The 20,356-nt window shown below is 47.4% G+C and carries 14 protein-coding genes and 1 pseudogene; 9 read left to right on the plus strand and 6 right to left on the minus strand.

Annotated features, from left to right (window positions below; translation table 11 throughout):
* Window positions 1–10: 10 nt before the first annotated feature.
* On the minus strand, window positions 11–1,267 hold the full coding sequence (locus BFO_RS00085) for a carboxypeptidase-like regulatory domain-containing protein (protein WP_014223505.1): 1,257 nt from the start codon (window positions 1,265–1,267) through the stop codon (window positions 11–13).
* A 234-nt stretch (window positions 1,268–1,501) separates the two neighbouring features.
* Between BFO_RS00085 and BFO_RS00090 the strand changes: the two genes are divergently transcribed.
* The 9 genes from BFO_RS00090 (at window position 1,502) to BFO_RS00135 (ending at window position 10,863) form a co-directional block, all read left to right on the plus strand.
* Complete coding sequence (locus BFO_RS00090; RefSeq protein ID WP_041590475.1) at window positions 1,502–1,948, plus strand: DUF4870 domain-containing protein; 447 nt, start codon at window positions 1,502–1,504, stop codon at window positions 1,946–1,948.
* A 36-nt stretch (window positions 1,949–1,984) separates the two neighbouring features.
* Complete coding sequence (locus BFO_RS00095) at window positions 1,985–2,764, plus strand: dihydroorotate dehydrogenase electron transfer subunit (protein WP_041590476.1); 780 nt, start codon at window positions 1,985–1,987, stop codon at window positions 2,762–2,764.
* Entirely contained in the window at window positions 2,752–3,666 is a 915-nt protein-coding gene (locus BFO_RS00100) for a dihydroorotate dehydrogenase (RefSeq protein WP_014223508.1), read from the plus strand. Before BFO_RS00095 ends, BFO_RS00100 begins: the two co-directional genes overlap by 13 nt.
* Before the next feature lie 13 nt (window positions 3,667–3,679).
* Window positions 3,680–5,941 (plus strand): leucine-rich repeat domain-containing protein, encoded by a 2,262-nt coding sequence (locus BFO_RS14310; protein ID WP_014223509.1) that lies wholly within the window; start codon window positions 3,680–3,682, stop codon window positions 5,939–5,941.
* A gap of 63 nt (window positions 5,942–6,004) precedes the next feature.
* On the plus strand, window positions 6,005–7,279 hold the full coding sequence (locus tag BFO_RS00115) for an alpha/beta hydrolase family protein (protein WP_014223510.1): 1,275 nt from the start codon (window positions 6,005–6,007) through the stop codon (window positions 7,277–7,279).
* A gap of 4 nt (window positions 7,280–7,283) precedes the next feature.
* Window positions 7,284–7,985: an MgtC/SapB family protein gene (locus tag BFO_RS00120; protein ID WP_014223511.1), complete on the plus strand. Its 702-nt coding sequence runs from the start codon at window positions 7,284–7,286 to the stop codon at window positions 7,983–7,985.
* Between the two features lie 402 nt (window positions 7,986–8,387).
* On the plus strand, window positions 8,388–8,891 hold the full coding sequence (locus BFO_RS00125) for a thioredoxin domain-containing protein (protein ID WP_014223512.1): 504 nt from the start codon (window positions 8,388–8,390) through the stop codon (window positions 8,889–8,891).
* Window positions 8,892–9,205: 314 nt separating this feature from the next.
* Window positions 9,206–9,964, plus strand: a complete 759-nt coding sequence (truA, locus tag BFO_RS00130) for a tRNA pseudouridine(38-40) synthase TruA (protein ID WP_014223513.1) — start codon at window positions 9,206–9,208, stop codon at window positions 9,962–9,964.
* A gap of 2 nt (window positions 9,965–9,966) precedes the next feature.
* Complete coding sequence (locus tag BFO_RS00135; protein ID WP_041590478.1) at window positions 9,967–10,863, plus strand: DMT family transporter; 897 nt, start codon at window positions 9,967–9,969, stop codon at window positions 10,861–10,863.
* Here the strand turns inward: BFO_RS00135 and BFO_RS00140 are convergent.
* The 5 genes and pseudogenes from BFO_RS00140 to BFO_RS00155 form a co-directional block, all read right to left on the minus strand.
* Window positions 10,860–12,182: a cobyrinate a,c-diamide synthase gene (locus BFO_RS00140; protein ID WP_014223515.1), complete on the minus strand. Its 1,323-nt coding sequence runs from the start codon at window positions 12,180–12,182 to the stop codon at window positions 10,860–10,862. The genes BFO_RS00135 and BFO_RS00140 overlap by 4 nt on opposite strands.
* Window positions 12,183–12,197: 15 nt before the next feature.
* Window positions 12,198–12,311, minus strand: a pseudogene (locus BFO_RS15965) (transposase-like zinc-binding domain-containing protein); the annotation flags it as partial.
* A 382-nt stretch (window positions 12,312–12,693) separates the two neighbouring features.
* A complete protein-coding gene (locus tag BFO_RS00145) occupies window positions 12,694–15,195 on the minus strand; it encodes a glycoside hydrolase family 9 protein (RefSeq protein WP_041590479.1) in 2,502 nt (833 codons plus the stop codon).
* Between the two features lie 70 nt (window positions 15,196–15,265).
* Window positions 15,266–17,068: a SusD/RagB family nutrient-binding outer membrane lipoprotein gene (locus BFO_RS00150; protein WP_014223517.1), complete on the minus strand. Its 1,803-nt coding sequence runs from the start codon at window positions 17,066–17,068 to the stop codon at window positions 15,266–15,268.
* A 30-nt stretch (window positions 17,069–17,098) separates the two neighbouring features.
* Entirely contained in the window at window positions 17,099–20,293 is a 3,195-nt protein-coding gene (locus tag BFO_RS00155; RefSeq protein WP_014223518.1) for a SusC/RagA family TonB-linked outer membrane protein, read from the minus strand.
* Between the last annotated feature and the right edge of the window lie 63 nt (window positions 20,294–20,356).

The following is a 20,356-nucleotide window of genomic DNA, read 5'->3' on the forward strand; positions in this document are numbered from 1 at the left end:
AGTAATCAAGTCATTTGTATTGTTTCTTCAACTTGTTAACGGCATTCTCTAGTGACTCGGTCGGTTCGATAATATTATATCCTCTCCAGAAATCCTCATCATAGAAGTTGCCCACTTTATCTGATAAAGAATGGCCGGATTTGAAGGATTCTTTGTAGGAGATTCGGGAAAAATCATCCTCTTTTCGATCGGTAACGACCATCTCGGAAAAAACCGTATAAGACGTCGAAAAAAGGCGACGCTTCCAGTCGCATTTAAAACGCACTTCATTACGCACATAATTCAGATAGCTACGTCCGTCATGCTGTTTGTAGGCGATGAGGAAGGTCATTTGCTCCGGCTTAAAACGCAGGCCGAAAGGCTTCTTGCGCAGCATGGCCCGAGTCGCTTTGGAACGGTCGTCCATGCTAAGGTTAAACTCTGCACGGGTGATTGCCATCGTTTCCTTATCGATATACAAAGAACCGAAATAAAGGGCATAAGGCAATAACAAACGCGGCTGAAAGTTCACTTGATGGTGAGGCCTGTTGTCTATCATAACCGGCTCTCCGAAACGAAACGAATAATTTTCCATCTCTGCCTTGTCCAGCAACAACTCCTTATTTTTTATCAGGTCAATATAAAGTGACATATTCGGCCCCCCCTCCAATTTAACAACCAACGTATCGCCCGCTCTCTGGCTAAGCAGCTTCCGCCCCTTGAAGACCTGCACTCTATCATACTCGAAACCAAACGCATAAGGAGTTTTAAATATCTGAACGACCGCTTCCGAAATATTGATATACCGTTTTCTTTTCTGAATCACTTCACGATAAAAGCCGGTCAGTAAATTCTCTTTTACCGGATAGTTCATTGCAATCTTATCTATTGCCTCCTCCACGATTCTGCGCGCATCGCCGCCCATCACCGTAACTTCAGCTAAAACGTTCGTATTCGGTATCAGGAAAATTTCAGCCTTCTCAACATCCTTCTTCGTCAGAGGATACAACATGTTAGCATATCCGATATGTGAAAATTCCAGATTTTTCGTCTGCAACGAATCTTTCACCTTAATCGAAAAATAACCATCGGCATTAGTGACTGTTCCGATATTCGTTTGTGGAATCGACACGTTGACCGACACCAGTTTTTTATTCGTCTGCTTATCCTTAACCACTCCATTTACTGTGATATAATTATTCTTGAATTCCTGGGCAAACAAAGAAACTCCGCCTGCGACAAAGAAAGCGCTCCATAAAATAAATCGAATGAAAGCATTTGTTTTCATAATTCCCATGTTGAATGATGCTCCTAAGATAGGAAAAATCCGGCAAACAGACCATAAGCAAAAATGTTAATTCTATTTAACCATCGACTAAAACGAAAAATCTCCGACAAAAGAGAAGAATCGAACACGCCGAAGTCTGCCGTATTCTGCGGAAATGCTTATCTTTGTCCGTTCAAAAAAACAAACCAAAGAATATCAAAAAATAAATATAAGACACATCGAAAAACGATACGAATGGATATATACGAAAAACTGGAACAGTTGAAGAAATTATTGGACGAAGGAGCGATTACACACGAAGAATATGAACGTGAGAAAGCAAAACTTCTCTTTCCGCCCGTTTCTTCGCCGGGACAACCTGCATGGGATTTGGGAATAGACGAACAGGCATTTGTAGGGCTAATGCATGCCTCGCAGTTTCTGTCGAGTTTCATCGTGCCATTGATCATTTGGTTACTGTATAAAGATAAAAGTGCAAAAGTAAACGAGGCGGGCAAGGAAATTCTCAATTTCGAAATCAGCTATACATTATATATTATTGTGCTATGTATAACGATCGTAGGCATTTTCATCGTCCCGGTCGTGGCCCTTGCTGCCTTTGTGATGATCATTATCGCTATCGTCAAGGTGCTGAATGGTGAAGCATGGAAATATCCGCTGACCATCCGGTTCCTGAAATAAACAGCCCGCCTGCACCTGTGAAGTAGAATGGAGAGGATGAAGAAATACTTGTTAGATATGACGGTGACATCGAACCAGCCGTTACACCATGATTATTGTTTGTTGAAATTGACGGCCGAGCAAACATTGCCCGAAATGATTCCGGGACAATTTGTGGATGTACGTGTTGACAACTCACCATCGACGTTTCTGCGCCGTCCGATTTCGGTCAACTATGTCGACCGGACACAAAACGAACTGTGGCTGCTGATACGTCTGGTCGGTGAAGGTACACGGCGCATGGCACAGTATAAAGCAGGCGAAACAGTGAATGTACTGTTGCCTTTGGGGAACGGTTTTTCGATTCCGCAGAAACCGTCATCCCCCGAACTGCTGTTAGTCGGCGGGGGAGTTGGGACAGCACCGATGCTCTATCTGGGTGAGTCGTTGAAGAAAGTGGGTTTTACTCCGGTGTTCCTCCTTGGCGCCCGTTCGGAAAGCGACATCCTGCAATGTGACGACTTCGAAAAATACGGATTGGTGTACGTTACGACCGAAGACGGGTCGATGGGAGAAAAAGGATGGGTAACACAACATTCCATTCTGAAAAAGAAAACGTTCGGACAGATTTATACTTGTGGGCCCAAACCCATGATGATGGCTGTGGCAAAGTATGCAAAGACCGTCGGAACTCCCTGTGAAGTATCGCTCGAAAACAGGATGGCATGCGGTTTCGGCGTATGTCTCTGTTGCGTCGAACACACGACCGAAGGTAACGTATGTGCTTGTACCGAAGGCCCGGTATTTAACCTTAATCGATTGACATGGCAGATTTGACAACGACTATAGGAAGTTTGACCTTGAAAAATCCGGTGATGACTGCTTCGGGCACGTTCGGTTACGGAATGGAATACGCTGATATGATCGATATTGCGCGGATCGGTGGGGTGATTGTGAAAGGAACGACGTTAGAACTGCGTGAAGGAAATCCATATCCGCGTATGGCTGAGACACCGTCGGGGATGCTCAATGCCGTCGGGTTGCAAAACAAGGGAGCCGATTATTTTGTGCGTGAGATTTATCCGCATCTCAGCGAGATCGATACGAACATGATTGTCAATGTCAGCGGCTCATCCATTGAAACATATGTCGAATGTGCCGAAAAGATGGCGGCACTGGAGCGGATTCCTGCCATCGAACTGAATATCTCGTGCCCCAATGTGAAGCAGGGAGGCATGTCGTTCGGAGTTTGTGCATCGTCGGCTGCCGAAGTGGTGCGTGCCGTGCGCAAGGTTTACCCCAAGACACTGATTGTGAAACTCTCACCGAACGTGACCGATATTACCGAGATCGCCCGTGCAGCGGAGGCCGAAGGGGCAGATGCCGTGTCACTGATCAACACGTTGCTCGGTATGGCTATTGATGTAGAGCGTCGTCGCCCCTTACTGTCGACCGTAACCGGAGGATTATCGGGACCGTGCATTAAGCCTGTCGCCCTTCGGATGGTATGGCAGACAGCTTCGGCCGTGAGAATTCCGGTGATCGGCATGGGAGGAATTGCATCGTGGCAGGATGCGGTCGAGTTTATGCTGGTCGGCGCAACAGCTATTCAGATCGGAACGTATAATTTTATTGACCCTGCGATTTCTGTTAAGGTCATTGAAGGAATCAAGGCTTATTGCGACCGCCACGGGTTTGCGTCGGCTGCCGAACTGATCGGTGCATTGACCGTAGATTAAAGCATTCATTGAAATGAAGAAAAAGATCATTCTATTTTTTGCGGCCACATCGTTATACGCCGGTGCGCAACAAATTACCATTCCCGATACGACCTTCAAAGCGTATCTGCTGGAAAATTTCGACACGAACAACGACGGAGAAATCTCGGTCGAAGAGGCACGTATCGTACGAAGTATTGAATGTACGGATAAACCGCTCACCTCGTTGCAAGGGATCGAATATTTTACGGCTTTGGAGGAACTCGACTGTTCATATGCCAACTACTTCCAACGCGGCGGCCTTACTTCACTTGATGTCAGCCGTAATCAGGCGCTGAAAAAACTGCATTGCAACAATAACCGGCTCGATTCGCTCGATGTCAGTCAGAACGTAGAACTAACCGAACTGCATTGCCGGAATAACTTGTTACGATCACTCAATATCAGTCGACATAAAGCCTTGGAAGAACTGCTGTGCGATAATAACCGACTGACCCAATTGCGTCTTGACGATTGTCGTGCCCTCGCTATACTGCATTGCGGCATGAACCGTTTAGAGTCATTAGATGTAAGTGCATGTTCGTCGCTGCGATGGTTGAATGGTGCGGAGAACCGGTTGACTTCGCTCGATGTAACCCGAAACACCAATCTGGAACATCTTTTCTGCAATAATAACCGGCTGACAACCTTGGCGCTGGAAAACAATATCCATTTGTCGCAACTCTATTGCGGTCACAACAAACTGGATTCGCTCATTGTCTCTCACAATACGGCGCTAACTGATCTCGATTGCGGCAGCAACCGTTTAACGGTTCTCGATCTCTCCCGAAATACGGCGCTGACTGATCTGGAATGCAGCATCAACCGCCTGACAATATTAGACGTATCGCATAATGCGGCACTCAAAAATCTGTATTGCAATGCGATGCCATCACTTACCTCTGTCTACCTGATTAAAGATGCGAAATATCAAAACCTGAGTTATCTGGTTGCTTCAGTGACGACGTATCGCGTAGATACGGAGACAGCAATTACCGAGATCGAAACATCTATCGCTGCAGCGGAAAAGCAGAAGGTTGAAGAAGAGGCGGCAGAAGTTGAAACTGACACAAAGAAAAAAGAAGAGGCGTCTACAGAGCATCTGCGTACCGCACGTGAGAAGTTTTACGATGAAGCTCGGCGGCAGGCAGAGCTACGGAGGATGGAAGAAGAGAAACGAATCGCGGAAGAGCAACGCCGTACCGCCATACGGACATACAAGGGAAACATCACCGTGCCCGATGCCGTACTGGCCGCTTTCCTCTATGGACGGTATGATACGAATGGCGATGGCGAGTTGTCGGGAACCGAAGCACGTGCCGTCAAAACCATGGATTGCTCACGATTAGGGCTAACGTCTGTCGAAGGGCTTGAATATTTTTCATCACTCGAAGAACTGAAATGTAGTGATAACCGTATCATGGCGTTAGACATGAGTTATTTCCCCGCCTTGAAATCGCTGGACTGCTCCCGTAACAAACTTCACCGATTAGATGTACGTAGAAACCCGATGCTGACCGATTTGGAATGCTCGGAAAATAACCTCATCACACTTGACGTAAGCCATAATCCGGCATTGAAAACCTTGCACTGCAACAGTATCCGCCTTGTCAAGTTGGATATTGCCAAGAACCCTGCTCTTCGCGTATTAAGTTGTCATAATAATCATTTGACGGCACTTGATATCACGAAGAATCAGCAGCTCGACACGTTAATTTGCGGGAAGAACAACTTGAAGATGCTTGTCGTATCGCAGAATAGCGGGTTAAATTATCTGGATTGCAGTGCCAACCAACTTACGGTGATGGATGTCGTACGCAATCAGGCATTGACCGGTCTGATATGTAGCGAGAACCTGCTTACCTCGGTCGATGTAAGCCGTAATTCCGCACTCCGGATTCTCGATTGCGGACGTAACTCACTGGACCGGGTGGATGTTTCACATAACGCTGCACTTATAGAATTTGCCTGCAACGGGAATGCCCTCCGTGAGTTGAATCTTGCGAAGAATCCTTCGCTTGAGTCGTTGAACTGTTCGCATAATCGGTTGATCGATCTGGATGTCAGCAGAAATCCGATGCTCAGGCGGCTGAAATGTATGGGCAATGAATTAAAAGTGATCGATGTGCGTCAAAACCTTAAACTCAAGTTTCTGGAATCCGCCCCGATGCCTGCGTTAGAAACGCTTTACTGCCCTCGGGAGGCAGTCTATTCAAAACTGGCTTACCCGATCAAAGCGCTGGTAAAGTACCGGTAAATTTGCCGGTATGGGCGAAAATACCTACTTTTACCTTCCGTAGCGTGCTAAAAAACGGAGAACATGAAAAAAGAAAGGATCATAAGATATCTGTTGGGAGGGTTCATCGCATCGCTGTATCTGTTTACGGCCTGCGACGAACATTATCCTTCCGTTATTACCGACCAACCGGGCAACCCGCTCAAGCCTGAGGAGGTCTCAGAAATAAAATGGAAGCTTTTAAAGGAATTTACGTTTGCCGAACTGAAAACCGCTGAAGAAGGGATGGGGCTCTCGTCGTTTAGTCTGATCGGTAACACGCCCGTCTTCGATGGAGACATTCAGTTACGTGCATTCAAAGTCATGTACTCCTCGGCGAATCCGAACGGATCTGACGGAAGAATTACTCTCTCCGGCGTGTTATTGGTGCCACCAGCCATCGATTCGATGACACTCCATCGGCAAATACTCGCGCCTCCCTACACCTACGTACTCGACAAGCAGGCACCCACCCGCCAGTTGACGAACTACGATGCTTCCGCTCTGGAGGCATACTTAATCTTTTGGATGTGGCAGGCGTCGAGAGGCTATATCGTCATGATTCCCGATTATCCGGGGTTTGGAGATTCGTACGGGAAATGTTTCATTCCTTATATCGAGAAAAAAACGATGGTGCGTACAACGGTCGATTTCATTCGCGCCTCACAGAAAGTGTTGCAGGAGAATCATTATGCCAAAAAGAAAAATATGCTTGTCACCGGCTATTCGCTGGGGGGCTTCGTCGCAACACAAGTGGCACGGGAACTGGAAGTGAACCCGACAGACGGCCTTACGGTCGATCTACTACTGGCCGGAGGAACGCCTTGTCTCCTGAAAAACATTTCCGATGAGATAAAGACCTCGGAAACGATGCCGGAGCCCTATCTGTTGCCTCTTGCTATTTACGGGTATCAAAAAAACAGTTATCCCGATTTGGAAGTCACGCGCCTGCTGAAAGAACCGTATGCGTCAAAGTTGGCCGTTTATTTTGACGGAAAGAGTCATACGTATAAGGATTTCCCTGACAAGACGCACGACTTGTTTACGGATGCGTTTATACACAATACGAATCATGCGAATGTGCAGATTGAGAGGATACTCGAAGCGAACAGCCTGGAACCTTGGGATAACCGGTGCGAATTTGTGCTGATTCACGGAAAAGACGACCGGACGGTTCATTTCGAAAATACCCGGACATATGCGGCAAAGCATCGTGATTCCGGAGGTAATGTGAAGCTCATCGATGTACCCGGCGATCATACCGGTGCAGGAATCTCTTATTTTATTTATCTGATATCGTACCTTCCCAAATACAAGTGAAACGATGGAGTGGTTGAATGAAGTGATAAACAGTACGAAGATCGATATATGGACTACCATCGTTCGGTTGATCATTAGTTTTCTGTTAGGTGCAATCGTGGGTACGGAGCGTCAGATGCGTCGTCGGGAAGCCGGTTTGCGCACGTTCACACTTATCTGCCTCGGCTCTACCATGGCTATGCTGATCTCGATCTGGATACCACAGATTTATCCGAATTTTTTAAACGGTGATCCGGGGCGTATTGCCGCGCAGGTGCTGACCGGCATCGGTTTTCTGGGGGCCGGCGCGATTATTCAGAGCCGCGGCAGTGTGTACGGGCTGACAACGGCAGCCTGCATCTGGGTGGTGGCTGTCATTGGGTTAGCCGTGGGGGCGGGTATGTTCACCGCCGCTATCATCGTGACGGCCCTTACCGTAACAATCCTGATATCATTAGAACGCTTCGAAAAACGGATGTTGCTCGATGGGGTGAATAAGATTCTGGTGATTGTCTGTTCGACGGCAGAGCCTGACTTGAAGCGGATGCGTAAGACATTAGAAGAACAAAACGTCTACGTCATGAGTAATTCTTATGAATTGAATTATGAAACCAACACGGCTGTACTCACGTATAAAGTGAATGTCAAACCGCGTTCTTCTTATACGAGCTTGTTCACGGCCATCCGTAAGAATAGTTACATAACACAAATTAAGATTTTAGCCTGACAAACATTTTCTTCTTTCTATCCGTATATCAATTGAAAACACGACATTATTGCATCTATTCGCAATTATTTCGATATAAACCGGTCTTTTGTAGCGCAAGAATGGCTCAGGAAGCCGATAAAATAAGAAAAGTCATTGCTTGTCGTGGATTTCAGGCCTGGCTTTCAGGCGTTAAGTAATATTAAATCCATTCCTTCTCAAAAATATTGCATTATCTTTGCATGCGAATTGAGGTAAAAGACCGGTCTTAGCGAAGGCAGTCTTTTTTTCTCACTCCTGAAACTCAGGGGGTCGAAGAATATAGAAGAAATAAGCGTTTCTTTTGGGCTGAATTTGCAGACAGGCAGGGCGAGTATTCCCGATATGCTTCTTCGATGTTTTTTTTCACCATAAATATAAAGTATGAAGATTGGAACTTGTGTACTCTCCGTCGCGGTGGTTTGGTTATTCTTATCGGCCGGGACGGATAAAGCAGGGATAACCGAAGGCTATCATTTGGGAGACCTTGCTCCGAGGATAGAGTCTTTGGAAAACAATCGAGGTATTGATTTCCGAAATCGTTCCGAAAGCTACACGTTAGTAAATTTCTGGGCGGCTTACGATGCCGATTCCCGTGTTCGTAACATAGCGCTTTGGAACAAAGTGAAAGATTGGGATTCGACACGTATTAAAGTCTATTCCGTTTCGATGGATGAAAAATTCTCCGTATTTACGGAGACCTTGAAAACAGATGGGCTGGAATCGGCGAATCAGTGGTACGATGGAAAGGGAAAATCGTCGTTGCTGTACAAAACGTACGGTTTGAAGAAAGGACTGAGAAACTTTCTGATAGACGGTAAAGGAGTGATTGTGGGTGTAGACCTGACTCCCGAAGCAGTATCCCGAATCGTAAACAAGAGTGTGTAACTACATTTATTTTAATCGCATTAGAAGAGGGTATGTCAAAACGCAATGTTTGGGCATACCCTCTTTCTTTGGGGATATTCGTTCGAAATAATTCCTCGCATATTTATCTGGAATGATTCTTTTTCCTCTATAAAACCGAAAAGAAATGTTTTTCCCGTGGCGATTGATGATGCATCCGCCGACTTCCTCTACAAGCACCTTGGGGTCGGGTAGCTGCCGATAGATACCGTATACCTATTATTATAATCATTTTATGATGGCAGACGGAAAGGGTTTTCGTACCTTTGCTGCCCGTTACGAAAGAAAGCAGACGTATGAATCGGTATTTTATCTGGTTGGCCTATAAGGGAACAAACTATTGCGGTTGGCAGCGTCAGCCGAACGGGTTGAGCGTGCAGCAGTGCGTGGAGGACGTCTTGGAGACGGTGCTTCGCCGTCCTGTGCCACTGACGGGCGCCGGACGTACGGATGCCGGCGTGCATGCGCGCCGTATGGCGGCACATTTCGATGTGCCAAAGGCCTTGGACGATACGGAACGGCTTGCGGGAAAGTTGAACCGTATGCTCCCCCAAGATATTGCGATAGCACGGATTGTTCCGGTACGTGCCGATGCGCATGCACGGTTCGACGCCCTGTCGCGCCGTTATCAGTATCTCGTGTCCGAAAAGAAAGACCCTTTTGATTACGAAACCGTTTGTTGCATGTCATTGCGCGGTATGGATTTCGGGGCGATGAATGAAGTGGCCAAAACCTTGTACGACTATACGGATTTTACGAGCTTCAGCAAGTTGCATACCGATGTGAAGACGAATAATTGCCGGATCGATGAAGCCCGATGGGAGAAGGATGGAACACGATGGGGGTTTACGATTCAAGCCGATCGTTTCCTGCGGAATATGGTGCGCGCGATGGTCGGTACCATGTTCGAGGTAGGGCGCGGTAAGCGCAGTGTCGATGATTTTCGCCGGCTGATCGAAGCGAAAGACCGTTGTCGGGCGGGTACGTCCGCACCGCCCGAAGGACTTACCCTGATTGACATCGATTATCCGGACGATCTTTTTACGGTTGACTGATGATGTGGGTCGCTTGGGCATTTCTTTCGGCATTCCTGTTAGGATGTTACGATGTAAGCAAGAAAATGGCCGTCAGCCGGAACGCCGTGATCCCCGTGCTGTTTCTGAATACGATGATTTCCAGCCTGCTTTTTTTGCCTTTCGTACTTCTTTCTTACAGGTCGGACATGCTCGACGGAACAATGTTTTACGTGCCTCGTGTTTCGTGGCAAACGCACGGGCTCGTGTTTCTGAAATCGGTCATCGTACTGACATCATGGATGGCCGGATATTTCTCGGTCAAGCATCTTCCGCTGACCATCACTGGCCCTGTTAAGGCCACACAGCCTGTACTGACGCTGCTCGGCGCATTGATCATTTTCAGCGAAAGGCTCAACCTCTATCAATGGATTGGGGTGCTGCTGGCCGTCCTGTCTTTTTATATGTTGTCGTCGTCGGGGCGTAAGGAAGGCATACGGTTTACGCATAACAAATGGATTCTTTATGCGGTGCTTTCTGTTGTTGCCGGTTCGATGAGCGGCTTGTACGACAAGTACCTGATGCGATCGCTCGATGTGATGACGGTTCAGGTCTGGTTCAATATGTATCAGTTCGCACTGATGACTCCCATCTTGCTGTTTCTCTGGTATCCGCACCGCAAACGCACCACACCGTTCGAATGGCGATGGGGCATTCTGCTGATTTCCGTGTTTCTGGCGATAGCCGACTGGATATATTTCTACGCGCTAAGTTTTCCCGACTCGATGATCTCGATCGTTTCGATGATCCGGCGAAGCAGTGTACTCGTCACTTTTGCCGCCGGCGCTTTGTTGCTCCACGAGAAAAATCTCAGAAGTAAAGCCGTCGATCTGCTGTTGGTGCTGCTCGGTATGTTCTTCCTCTATCTCGGCACGCGCTAAGGGCCGGCGGGTTCTGCTTTCCACAAATCCATCACGTCGTTTTCACCCCAGTACAAATGGGTATAACTTGCAATCACGTTCCTGTAACGGTAAACGGGCGTATCGACTTTCTCGTCCCTGACATTGTATTGTTGGGCGATCGAAAAGGGAATCGCGTCTCCTCCAACGATCGATGAATAATGAAACTCGTGTCCTTTCCATTCCGTTCCGTTCAGTGCGAAGCGGCGATAGCCGAGATGCAGACGCATACCACTCATAGTTGCCTCCTGTACAAGCACGCCGACTAAAGGATAATTTACCCCGTCCATGCCCGTGATCGAGCGACCCAAGTACATCATGCCACCGCATTCGGCCAATAGCTTCCCTCCGTTTTCAACGTACGAACGGATCGCTTCGAGCATCGGACGGTTCGCGCTCAACTCATTCAGGTAGAACTCGGGATATCCGCCGGGAAGGTAAACGAGATCGGCCGGTGGCAGTGTTTGGTCTTTGATCGGACTGAAATACGTGACTGTGCCCATTTGTTCGAGGCGTGCGATGTTTTCTTTATAGGTAAACGTGAATGCTTCGTCGCGTGCTACAGCGATAGACAGTCCTCTGTCCGGAAGTTGTGCCGGTGGAGTGACGGTCACTTCGGGCAGTACCGCCTGTCGGCAGACTTCCAACAGACGATCGATATCTACATTCGCAGCAATGGCATCTGCGGTTTTTTCGATCAGTTGTTCAAACTGAAACGAGGCATCCGTCGTAAGTCCCAAATGACGGGACGGTATCTCAAGGTCGTTGATCCTGGGCAGGCAGCCGAAGCATTCGACCCCGACGTCCGCACAGGCTTCTTTCAGATATGAGGCATGCGTGGCTGAGGCCGTGCGGTTAAATACGACTCCGACGATATGCACCTCCGGGTTGAAATGCTTGAACCCGTAAATCACAGGCGCTACGGAATAGGCTACGGAACGGGCATTGACAATCAGTACGACAGGAATATTGAGCAGGCGGGCTGTCTCGGCACTGCTTCCGTGCATCTTCACGTATCCGTCGAACAGTCCCATGACCCCTTCGACCACGCAGACTTCGGCCGGTGCTGCATAACGGTTGTAAAGGTATTGTACATGGGCAGGCGAAGCGAGCCAGCTGTCGAGATTCACCGACTCGCAGCCCGCCGACAACTTATGATAATGCGGATCAATATAGTCGGGGCCGCATTTGAACGGCTGAACGTTCATCCCCCGTCGTTTTATTAAGCGAAGCAGTCCGGCGGTAAACGTAGTCTTACCGCATCCCGAACCGGTTGCGCCGATCAGTAGTTGTGACTTCATCGTTCAAATGACGTCCGACTTCCGCTCCACCGTGTAGTTGAAGCCACAATCCTTACAGTTGTATCTTTGCCTTCCCCCAACCATGCCGTTCATTACATGGCAACCGCTTTTACATCTTGGACAATCCATGATTCCTCTTGTTTTTCTTTCACGGCATAAAAATACACATAATCTTCTATATCAGAACAACAAATCCAAAGAATAAGATATGAAGAGGTATTGTTTTAACAATTTGGATAAGAGCTGAACGCTGCATAACCATGGACGTGCAATTGTAAGGCCATTCCCATTGATTGAATGATTGCTGATTGCTGATGGCTGAAAACGGACGGCTAAACAAACAAAAAACTTGCCCGGAACCTGCAAATGCAAGCCCGGGCAAGACGCTTATGGAAAAGATATGAAAAAACAAACCCGCAGACAGGCATCATGCACAAGGCACACGACTACCTTCCGGGGCTTCGAGATAGATCGTTGCTTTTGTTTTTATCCGTTTTTTTTCGATATGTTTTCATTCACGTATCTTTTTACCGTTGTTTCTTTTTTTCTTTGCCATCAATTCGTCTATGCGCACAAAGATATAGTTTTTTTGCTTCAATTCGTGCATCAGATCACTCAGAAAGTTGTAAAATTTATCCGTCCGTTTCGGATCGGTGCCGATATGAAGAAGTAAGATAAAGCCGTTCAGATCGTTTTCCGCCTCATACGCGAGGATGGAACGATAAATCGCTTCGGACGAACGATAACTCTTCATCTCGGGCGTCGTATAATCGGCGTTCGACCGTGTGCCGGGCGTGAAATTTACCACCTGTACATCCATCGCTTTGGCCCAGCCACTTATCTCATGATTATACCATTCGTAAGAAGGAATAAAGAACCGAGGCGTTTCAATCTTCAATCCGGCTGTTTGCATCGCGGCATAGTTGCCTTCGAGGTCTTGCTCGAAGACGGTGCGCGAAACGAGTGTCGAGTCACGCCGCTGCCAGTCGGCATAGAGCAGATGCCTGTCGGAATGGGGTGCCAGATAATGTCCTTCTTTTTGCAGCCGGCGGGCTACGTCGGGAAATTTCCGGTAGAAATCGCCCGTCAGGAAGAAAGAAGCCTGGGCCTGATGCTTTTTCAACGTACGACGGATAACACCGGCTCCATCGGCATACTCGTGCCCGGTGAAAACAAGCGCGATCTTCTTCTCCGTCCGGTCGCCCCGTACGATTCCGCCCTGCACCGTCTCAAATCGATGTGCCTGAGCGCTCAAATAGCCGAGATAGTAACAAAGCGACGCCGTCCCGTCCATTGTCGGTTCATTCGTCGAATAGTCGGCATAATCATCGTGATAGACGACCACATCCGACTGAAACGGTGCGTACCGGTCTTCTTTCGAGAGATGTACCCCGATCAGGCTGCCGAAGATCGACGTATAGATGGGACCATCGACAAGCCCCCCGGTAACGGGCATCCCATGCAGATGGGTCAAGGCCGAGTGCGGATCGGACGGTGTGTCTCCATGTGCCGGATAGCCCACCATCATGCACTTTCCCCACGGGTTGCAGCCGAACAGCCAGTCGCGCATCGCGGCTTCGACTTCGAGAAATGTTTTGTCGCCCGTCAGTTCGTGATACAGCCGGCACTGCGTGATGAACGCTACCGTGAGGTTGTTGGAGCACCAGATGAACGGGATGCCGTTGAGAAAGGCATCGCCCTGCGCCCGCTCTTTCACCCGTTGCAAACCGCTGCGCATATGGCGGATAAATTCCTGCTTCGCCTTCGGGTCATCTCCTTGTGTCGCCAATCGGTAATGGCCGAGGTTCACGAACGGATACCATTGATAATGACGAGCCGAATCAGCTCCCATCCATGGCGTTACAGGTTCCATCCGACCATATTGAACGGCCTGTTTCAGATATCCTTTTTTGCCGGAGAGCGCATACATCTCGGTTGCGGCCAGCTGCATATCGTCGGCCCAGTTGTCTTCTTCGTAGAAATAGGGTGCTCCGCACGGAGCCGTCTGGCATACGCCGGGATGTGCCGCCCCTCTGAGATAAGCCTGCTCCGACTTTTTGAGCAACAGCTTGGAAAATTCAGGGTCATATTCCGACAACACGCTTGCGCCTAAAGCGAACGATGAAGCATATTTTCCCAATGTCGAAGCCAGTCCCGTGCTCCGGTTCCGATATTTTTTCAATCCTTGCGGCAGCGAACTGCAAAAATATACCGGACGTGCTTTACCAGCCCCCCAACCGTAATCGACGCGTTGGTCGGCAGGAAGGGTAAAGCCCGCATGGTCCCGGTCGTCGGCCAACTGGTTAAAATAAGTAACCGAGTCGGGGTTCATCTTCACCAACCAGTCGATTCCCCATCTGGCCTCGTCCAGAATATCGGGGATGCCATTCGCGCCCTCGTCCCCATTGGCTTGATACCGGTCTCCAAATGCTTCGGGATGTTGCGAATAGGCGAAAAGCATCTGGTACACGGCATTGGCCGAGGTGGTAACGTATTGGAGATAATCGGAAGCATCGTGCCAGCCGCCGGAAACGTCGAAAGGGATGCCATTGCGTTTTCCGTCGGGATCACCTACCGAAACCACCCCATGCGTGTGGCATGAGTCTTTCAGACAGGGATTGTATCCGCATCGCTGCTGACGCATATACCGGAGTGGCATCTCCGCCGCTTCGGCATACACATTATACCCGATCCGGAACGGGACGGACTGGATGCCACCGGCACGCAGCACATACGTGCCGGGCGTCGTCAACTCCGAAAAATGAAGCCGTACCGACGACTCGAAAGCCGGCTGCTTTCCCGTATTTACGATCTTCTCTCCCCGATAGACCCTCTTACCGGTTTGTGCATCGGCCACCTCGAACGAATCGATCGTCTTCTTCTCCTTACTCACACAGACAGCCACCTTGACATCGTCAGGCAGATAGCCGATCCGGTTCACACGTACCCACGATTGGGCATGCACTCCCCCCAAAAACAGCAATCCAACAGACGCACAAATTATTTTTCGCATAATGAAGATAAATTCTACCAAAGAGAAAATTATTCTCCAAAGAATGTCCTCTCTTTTTATAATTACCTAATTACTCCGCACTGTCCCACCAAACCGGTACGGACCAAATATCCAACTTATCGGCTTTCGGATTCGATGCTTTCCATTGTTCTGCATTGTAATTGACTTCATGAGAACAATGCATAAATCGTCTCCACCAATAATTATCCTCCACCTTCGAAGCTCCGGGAAATTTATCGGTCGTTGCAGATGCAGGCATAGCCTTGGGTCTTTCAAATCCGGGGTAAACAACCCCAAAGTTACCGATGTTTCCGGCCGAATAGTTAAATCGACGCATATCGTTCCAATTCTCGACTGTGAACGTCATGACAATAAATTTTTGCTTCATGATCTCTTCCATCGTCAGTTTCGCAGCATCCTGACACACCCCTTCGCTCTTCATGAAATCACTGATTTCCTGATCCGTCATCGGTTTCTTGCCGGGATTGTTCTTGTCTGCATACGCGTTCAATTTCTGATTCATCAGCTCCATATCTGCCAGAATACCGGCTTTATAGGCCTGATGTGCTCCTGCCCGATCGCCTTTCCTGAATAATACTTCGGCTTTAATGAAACACATTTCGGAGTAAGTCAGGAGATGGGTAGGAGCCTCCGGACGGGTATAAAAAGTTCCGGTAGAGAGAATGGTTCCGTCTTTATCCTTATACATACTCTCACCATCGGCAGAGCCTGTTACCGCACAGATAGAACGCAGGGTAACATACACTGTATCACCGCTTCTTTCGGCAATCGTGCTGCCGGCTTTGTAGGATTTGGTATCACTGTTGTAGTTGGAGATTACGGGCCCTGACTTCAAATGAATATCGGAATGTAATTCATCCACACCTGCCGTGATCATAAAATAAGAAGTTCCATCGGCATTGTAGTGTTGATTGGCCGGGAGTAAAGCATGCCGGCGAGGATCATAATGTGTCCTACCTTTTTCCGTGTATTCCAGTTTGTCCGTGTACCATTTTTGCAGACGGATATGATCGCTCCATGCAAATACATTGAAAAAATAACTTGTCTTAACCGGATCTCCATTTAAACCGGGTCCTACCAAATCGCCCGGAAGATTCAAATGGTGTACAACTGCACTCATATTATTCGTTGAAGGGGCTTTAGACAATGCATCTAAAACAGCATCAGGATTATACGACGTTTTCTTAGACGCTTTATTCAACCAGCGAGCTTTTAACCCGTATACCATTGCTTTCCATTTAGCAAGGTCTCCGTTATTCCAATTGTCTCCTTTAGATAGAGGAGGTGCAGTAGAAGGTTGTTCTTTATCGAAGTAGCTCAGCGCTTCATCCAACTTCTGCAGGCAACCTTCATAGATGGTCTTTCCGTCATCGTACTTAGGCGTTAATTGAGCGCCTACAGCCTCACGAAAAGGCATCTCGCCATAAAGGTCGGTCATCAGCATATAGCCCATTGCTTCAATCACAAGCGTTGCGGCCGTATAATGATAAGCCTGCGTCTCTTCCGCTTTCTTTTTCAGGTCTTCGATATTGGCCGCCGCACCTACAAACCACTGCTGATAAGGTGTAACGGATACTCCGTTACTCGGATTCCAAACAGGCATATACGTATGGGTACTGCCGGAACTAAAACCATTGCGTGAAGTAATGGTTCCATTGATCCAACTGACACGCATGCTGGCTGCACCATAAGCGTATCCGTAAAAATGCTGAATCCATGGAAGCCTTGTTTCGACACTTGCTACCGTATTGGTCGGAGTATTGGGGTTTTCGTTCACATCCAACCAGTCGTTGCATGAAACACATGCCAACAAGAAAATTAACTCCAATCCTAAATATTTTATTTTTTTCATCTTTCTGTTCCTTTCTCTTTATTTGAAGTATTAAAAAGTCAAGTTAACGCCAAACGATGCACTCATCGTGTTGGGCACTCCGCAATAATCTATTCCGGTCGAACTGGAACCGGTAACTCCCGACCCGGCGACACTGGCCTCCGGATCGAGACCTTTGTAATTCGTAAAGAGCAGAAGATTATTTCCCGTAGCTGAAACCGTACAAGCTTTTATAAAGCCGGTTTTTGCCAGCAACGATTTTGGAAGAGAGTATGATAGAGAGAGAGAACGTAATCTTAACCAATTCGTCTTTGTAATAAAATTCGCGGCTTCGGCAGGATAATATGTTTTGTAATACTCCTCTATAATCTCACGTCCGTATCGGTACGTTTTGACGGAACCGTCCTTGTTCAGGATATCATAGCGTTTATCTGCTTCAAATGTAAACGATTTGGGCTCAGAAACAAGCACTTTTTTAGTTTCTCCGTTTTCCGTAATTTCTTTTTCAGTCTGCACCACACCGTTTATCGTAAGTTTTTCTCTGTTTTCGGTTCGTTTGCTCCTTCCATTAACCGTCATGAAATAATCGGTACCGTTATAGATATCTCCACCAACTCTGAAATCAAGAAGGAAAGAGAGATTAAAATTTTTCCACTGAATGCTGTTGTTCCATCCTCCGATGAACTTAGGCTCACGGTTCCCCACATAGTTTGTTTGGGTATTATCATACGTAGGCATACCGGTGATGGCATCGAGAATCGGATTCCCTGCGTCATCGCGTTTCCACTTATTGCCGGTAATAGCCATAAAATCCCCTCCGTTGACGGATGCTGCTTTTACACCACCAATCTGAACATCGGTAACATAAAGTAACTTCATACCATCCAAAAGATTGTCGACAGTTCCTCTGTTACCTGCCAGATTAAGCGTCGTTGTCCATTGAAGGTCTTTTGTTTGGACAGGAGTGCCCGTAATAGAAAGTTCCAACCCTTTGTTATAAATGTTTCCTACATTCACTTTATAGAGAATATAACCGTTGGCCTGGCTCAGACGGGGAGAAACAATTTGGTTTTTACTGTTATTGGTGTAATAGGTCACATCAAACCCGACTCTCCCTTTCAGGAATCGCATCTCTAACCCTAACTCGGTAGATTCCGTAATTTCAGGTTTTAAGTATGGGTTTCCTCTTTCCCAACTGTTTCCTACTCCTGTTCCCGCAAGGAATTCCAAGGGGGCAAACAAAGACGTTGTCGTTGCATACGCATCGGTATCTTTTCCGACACGCGCCCATGAAGCACGCACTTTCCCGAAAGAAAATATGGTGTTTTCCGGAAACAATTCCGAAAAGACAAAACTGCTTCCGATCGAAGGATAAAAGTATGATCTGTTATCCACAGGCAAGGTAGAGGTCCAGTCGTTTCGTCCCGTAAGTGTCAAATAAAGCAGACTCTTGTACGAAGCTCTGAACTCTCCATAGACTCCCATGAGTCTTTTTTGCGTTCTGTTCGACTGCAGCCGTTTGTTACCATCGTTAATGTTATCAAAGCTCGGAAAATCCGAAACAATAAATTTATAACCCGTACGACGATTAACCGTCGATTTCGTATCTTCTACCGATTGTCCCAAAAGGAGATTCAGATCAAAATCATTGACCCTTTTAGACGCGGTTAACATCAGATTCGAGTTCAGGTACTCATACGTTACGTCATTCTCGGACAAACGACCTTTCTGAAACTCCGGCGCTACGGCTCCGTTTTCTGCAATCACCGTTCTGTCAGTCATATTGTAACGGTCTATACCCATCCTGTAAGTCAACGTTAACCAGTCCGTTAATTTATAACTTGGAGTAACGGAACCCGATAAGCGAGTCGTTTCATCACCAATTCTGTTTTTATGGATGATCCAATACGGGTTTTCAATATCGTTATCCAATGATTGGTTTTGAGGATCTAATCCCTGAAATATACGATATTTACTTCCGTCCTCATTCAAATATTTCGACATGTTCTCGCTTCTGGGCCATAAATATACGGCTTCCATCGCCCCGTTACTGCTTGCATTGTAAAGCCCACCGGAAGTAAAGGTCTTCTGAGTGCTTGATTTGGAGAATGCCGAGTTAATCGCAATATTAAACTTTCCGTATGTTCTGTCTGCATTGAAACGAACGGTACTTTTATCATACCCGGTCTTAGGTACAATACCATCCTGATCATAATGTGAAGCGGAAAGGTAAAAACTTCCCGTTTGATTCCCTCCGGATATGGTTACAGTATTATCCCAGCTCGAACCGGTCTGTAGAAAATCCCGAATATTTTCATGTTGAGTGTCATTCGGACCGAAAGCTTCCCCCCACGACGACATGATCCAATCTGTATTCAAATTTCCGATATTATTATAAGACCCTCTTTTATATCGGGTTTGTTCTTCCGGATAACGATTGACCCAATTGGACGTATAACGGGAGCTAAGTGTTACCTCCGTTTTCCCGTCGGTATTTCCTTTTTTGGTCGTAATGACAATGACACCGGCAGCCGCACGAGAACCGTAGAGAGCAGCCGCAGCCGCACCTTTAAGTACGGATACATTGTCTATATCTTCCGGATTGATGTCCATTACACGATTCCCATACGTTGTAGAGTTTCTGGTCGCTCCGTCAAAGCCGGAGTTTCCACCGACTGGGGTAGAGTTATCATAAATGACCCCGTCTACCACAAATAACGGTTGATTGTCTCTTTCGAGCGAGGTTCCTCCACGAAGCACAATTTGCGCACCTGCACCTGCCGATCCGGAGCTTTGTGTAATATTGACTCCGGCAATCTTTCCGGCCAGAGAATTGATCAAATTCGGGGCTTTGTTTTTCAATAACTCCTCGCTCTTTACATCTTGCACGGCATACCCCAAAGCTTTTCGCTCCTTCTTTATCCCCATGGCAGTCACCACCACCTCGTCCAATAACTCGGTATCGGATTGCAGAACAATGCGCAGATTGGGGGTGGCTAAGACTTCCTGCGTTTTCATTCCTATATACGATATGACCAACTTTGCGTTTGTAAGCACCGACAGACTGAAGTTTCCATCCAAGTCCGTAACTGTTCCCTGGTCTGTTCCTTTAACGAGGATCGAAGCACCGATGACCGGTTCGCCCTTTTCGTCCGTTACGTTACCCGTTATACGGGTCTGTGCCATTGCAACTCCCATACCCAATAAAAGTACGGAGAGTAATAGTTTCATTTTTCTTCCCATCATATCATTTATTATTTGGTATATAGCAATGCAGTAAAGAAGGAATGTAATTTTTATTCTACCTCT

Source organism: Tannerella forsythia 92A2 (genome assembly GCF_000238215.1).
GTDB lineage: Bacteria > Bacteroidota > Bacteroidia > Bacteroidales > Tannerellaceae > Tannerella > Tannerella forsythia.

Bases quoted from the DNA above. Each gene is read 5' to 3' on its own strand.
- BFO_RS00115 (WP_014223510.1), top strand. From the start codon at position 6,005: ATGAAAAAAGAAAGGATCATAAGATATCTGTTGGGAGGGTTCATCGCA.
- BFO_RS00120 (WP_014223511.1), top strand. From the start codon at position 7,284: ATGGAGTGGTTGAATGAAGTGATAAACAGTACGAAGATCGATATATGG.
- BFO_RS14310 (WP_014223509.1), top strand. From the start codon at position 3,680: ATGAAGAAAAAGATCATTCTATTTTTTGCGGCCACATCGTTATACGCC.
- BFO_RS00135 (WP_041590478.1), top strand. From the start codon at position 9,967: ATGTGGGTCGCTTGGGCATTTCTTTCGGCATTCCTGTTAGGATGTTAC.
- BFO_RS00125 (WP_014223512.1), top strand. From the start codon at position 8,388: ATGAAGATTGGAACTTGTGTACTCTCCGTCGCGGTGGTTTGGTTATTC.
- BFO_RS00140 (WP_014223515.1), bottom strand. From the start codon at position 12,182: ATGAAGTCACAACTACTGATCGGCGCAACCGGTTCGGGATGCGGTAAG.
- BFO_RS00145 (WP_041590479.1), bottom strand. From the start codon at position 15,195: ATGCGAAAAATAATTTGTGCGTCTGTTGGATTGCTGTTTTTGGGGGGA.
- BFO_RS00085 (WP_014223505.1), bottom strand. From the start codon at position 1,267: ATGAAAACAAATGCTTTCATTCGATTTATTTTATGGAGCGCTTTCTTT.
- truA (WP_014223513.1), top strand. From the start codon at position 9,206: ATGAATCGGTATTTTATCTGGTTGGCCTATAAGGGAACAAACTATTGC.
- BFO_RS00150 (WP_014223517.1), bottom strand. From the start codon at position 17,068: ATGAAAAAAATAAAATATTTAGGATTGGAGTTAATTTTCTTGTTGGCA.
- BFO_RS00090 (WP_041590475.1), top strand. From the start codon at position 1,502: ATGGATATATACGAAAAACTGGAACAGTTGAAGAAATTATTGGACGAA.
- BFO_RS00100 (WP_014223508.1), top strand. From the start codon at position 2,752: ATGGCAGATTTGACAACGACTATAGGAAGTTTGACCTTGAAAAATCCG.
- BFO_RS00095 (WP_041590476.1), top strand. From the start codon at position 1,985: ATGAAGAAATACTTGTTAGATATGACGGTGACATCGAACCAGCCGTTA.
- BFO_RS00155 (WP_014223518.1), bottom strand. From the start codon at position 20,293: ATGATGGGAAGAAAAATGAAACTATTACTCTCCGTACTTTTATTGGGT.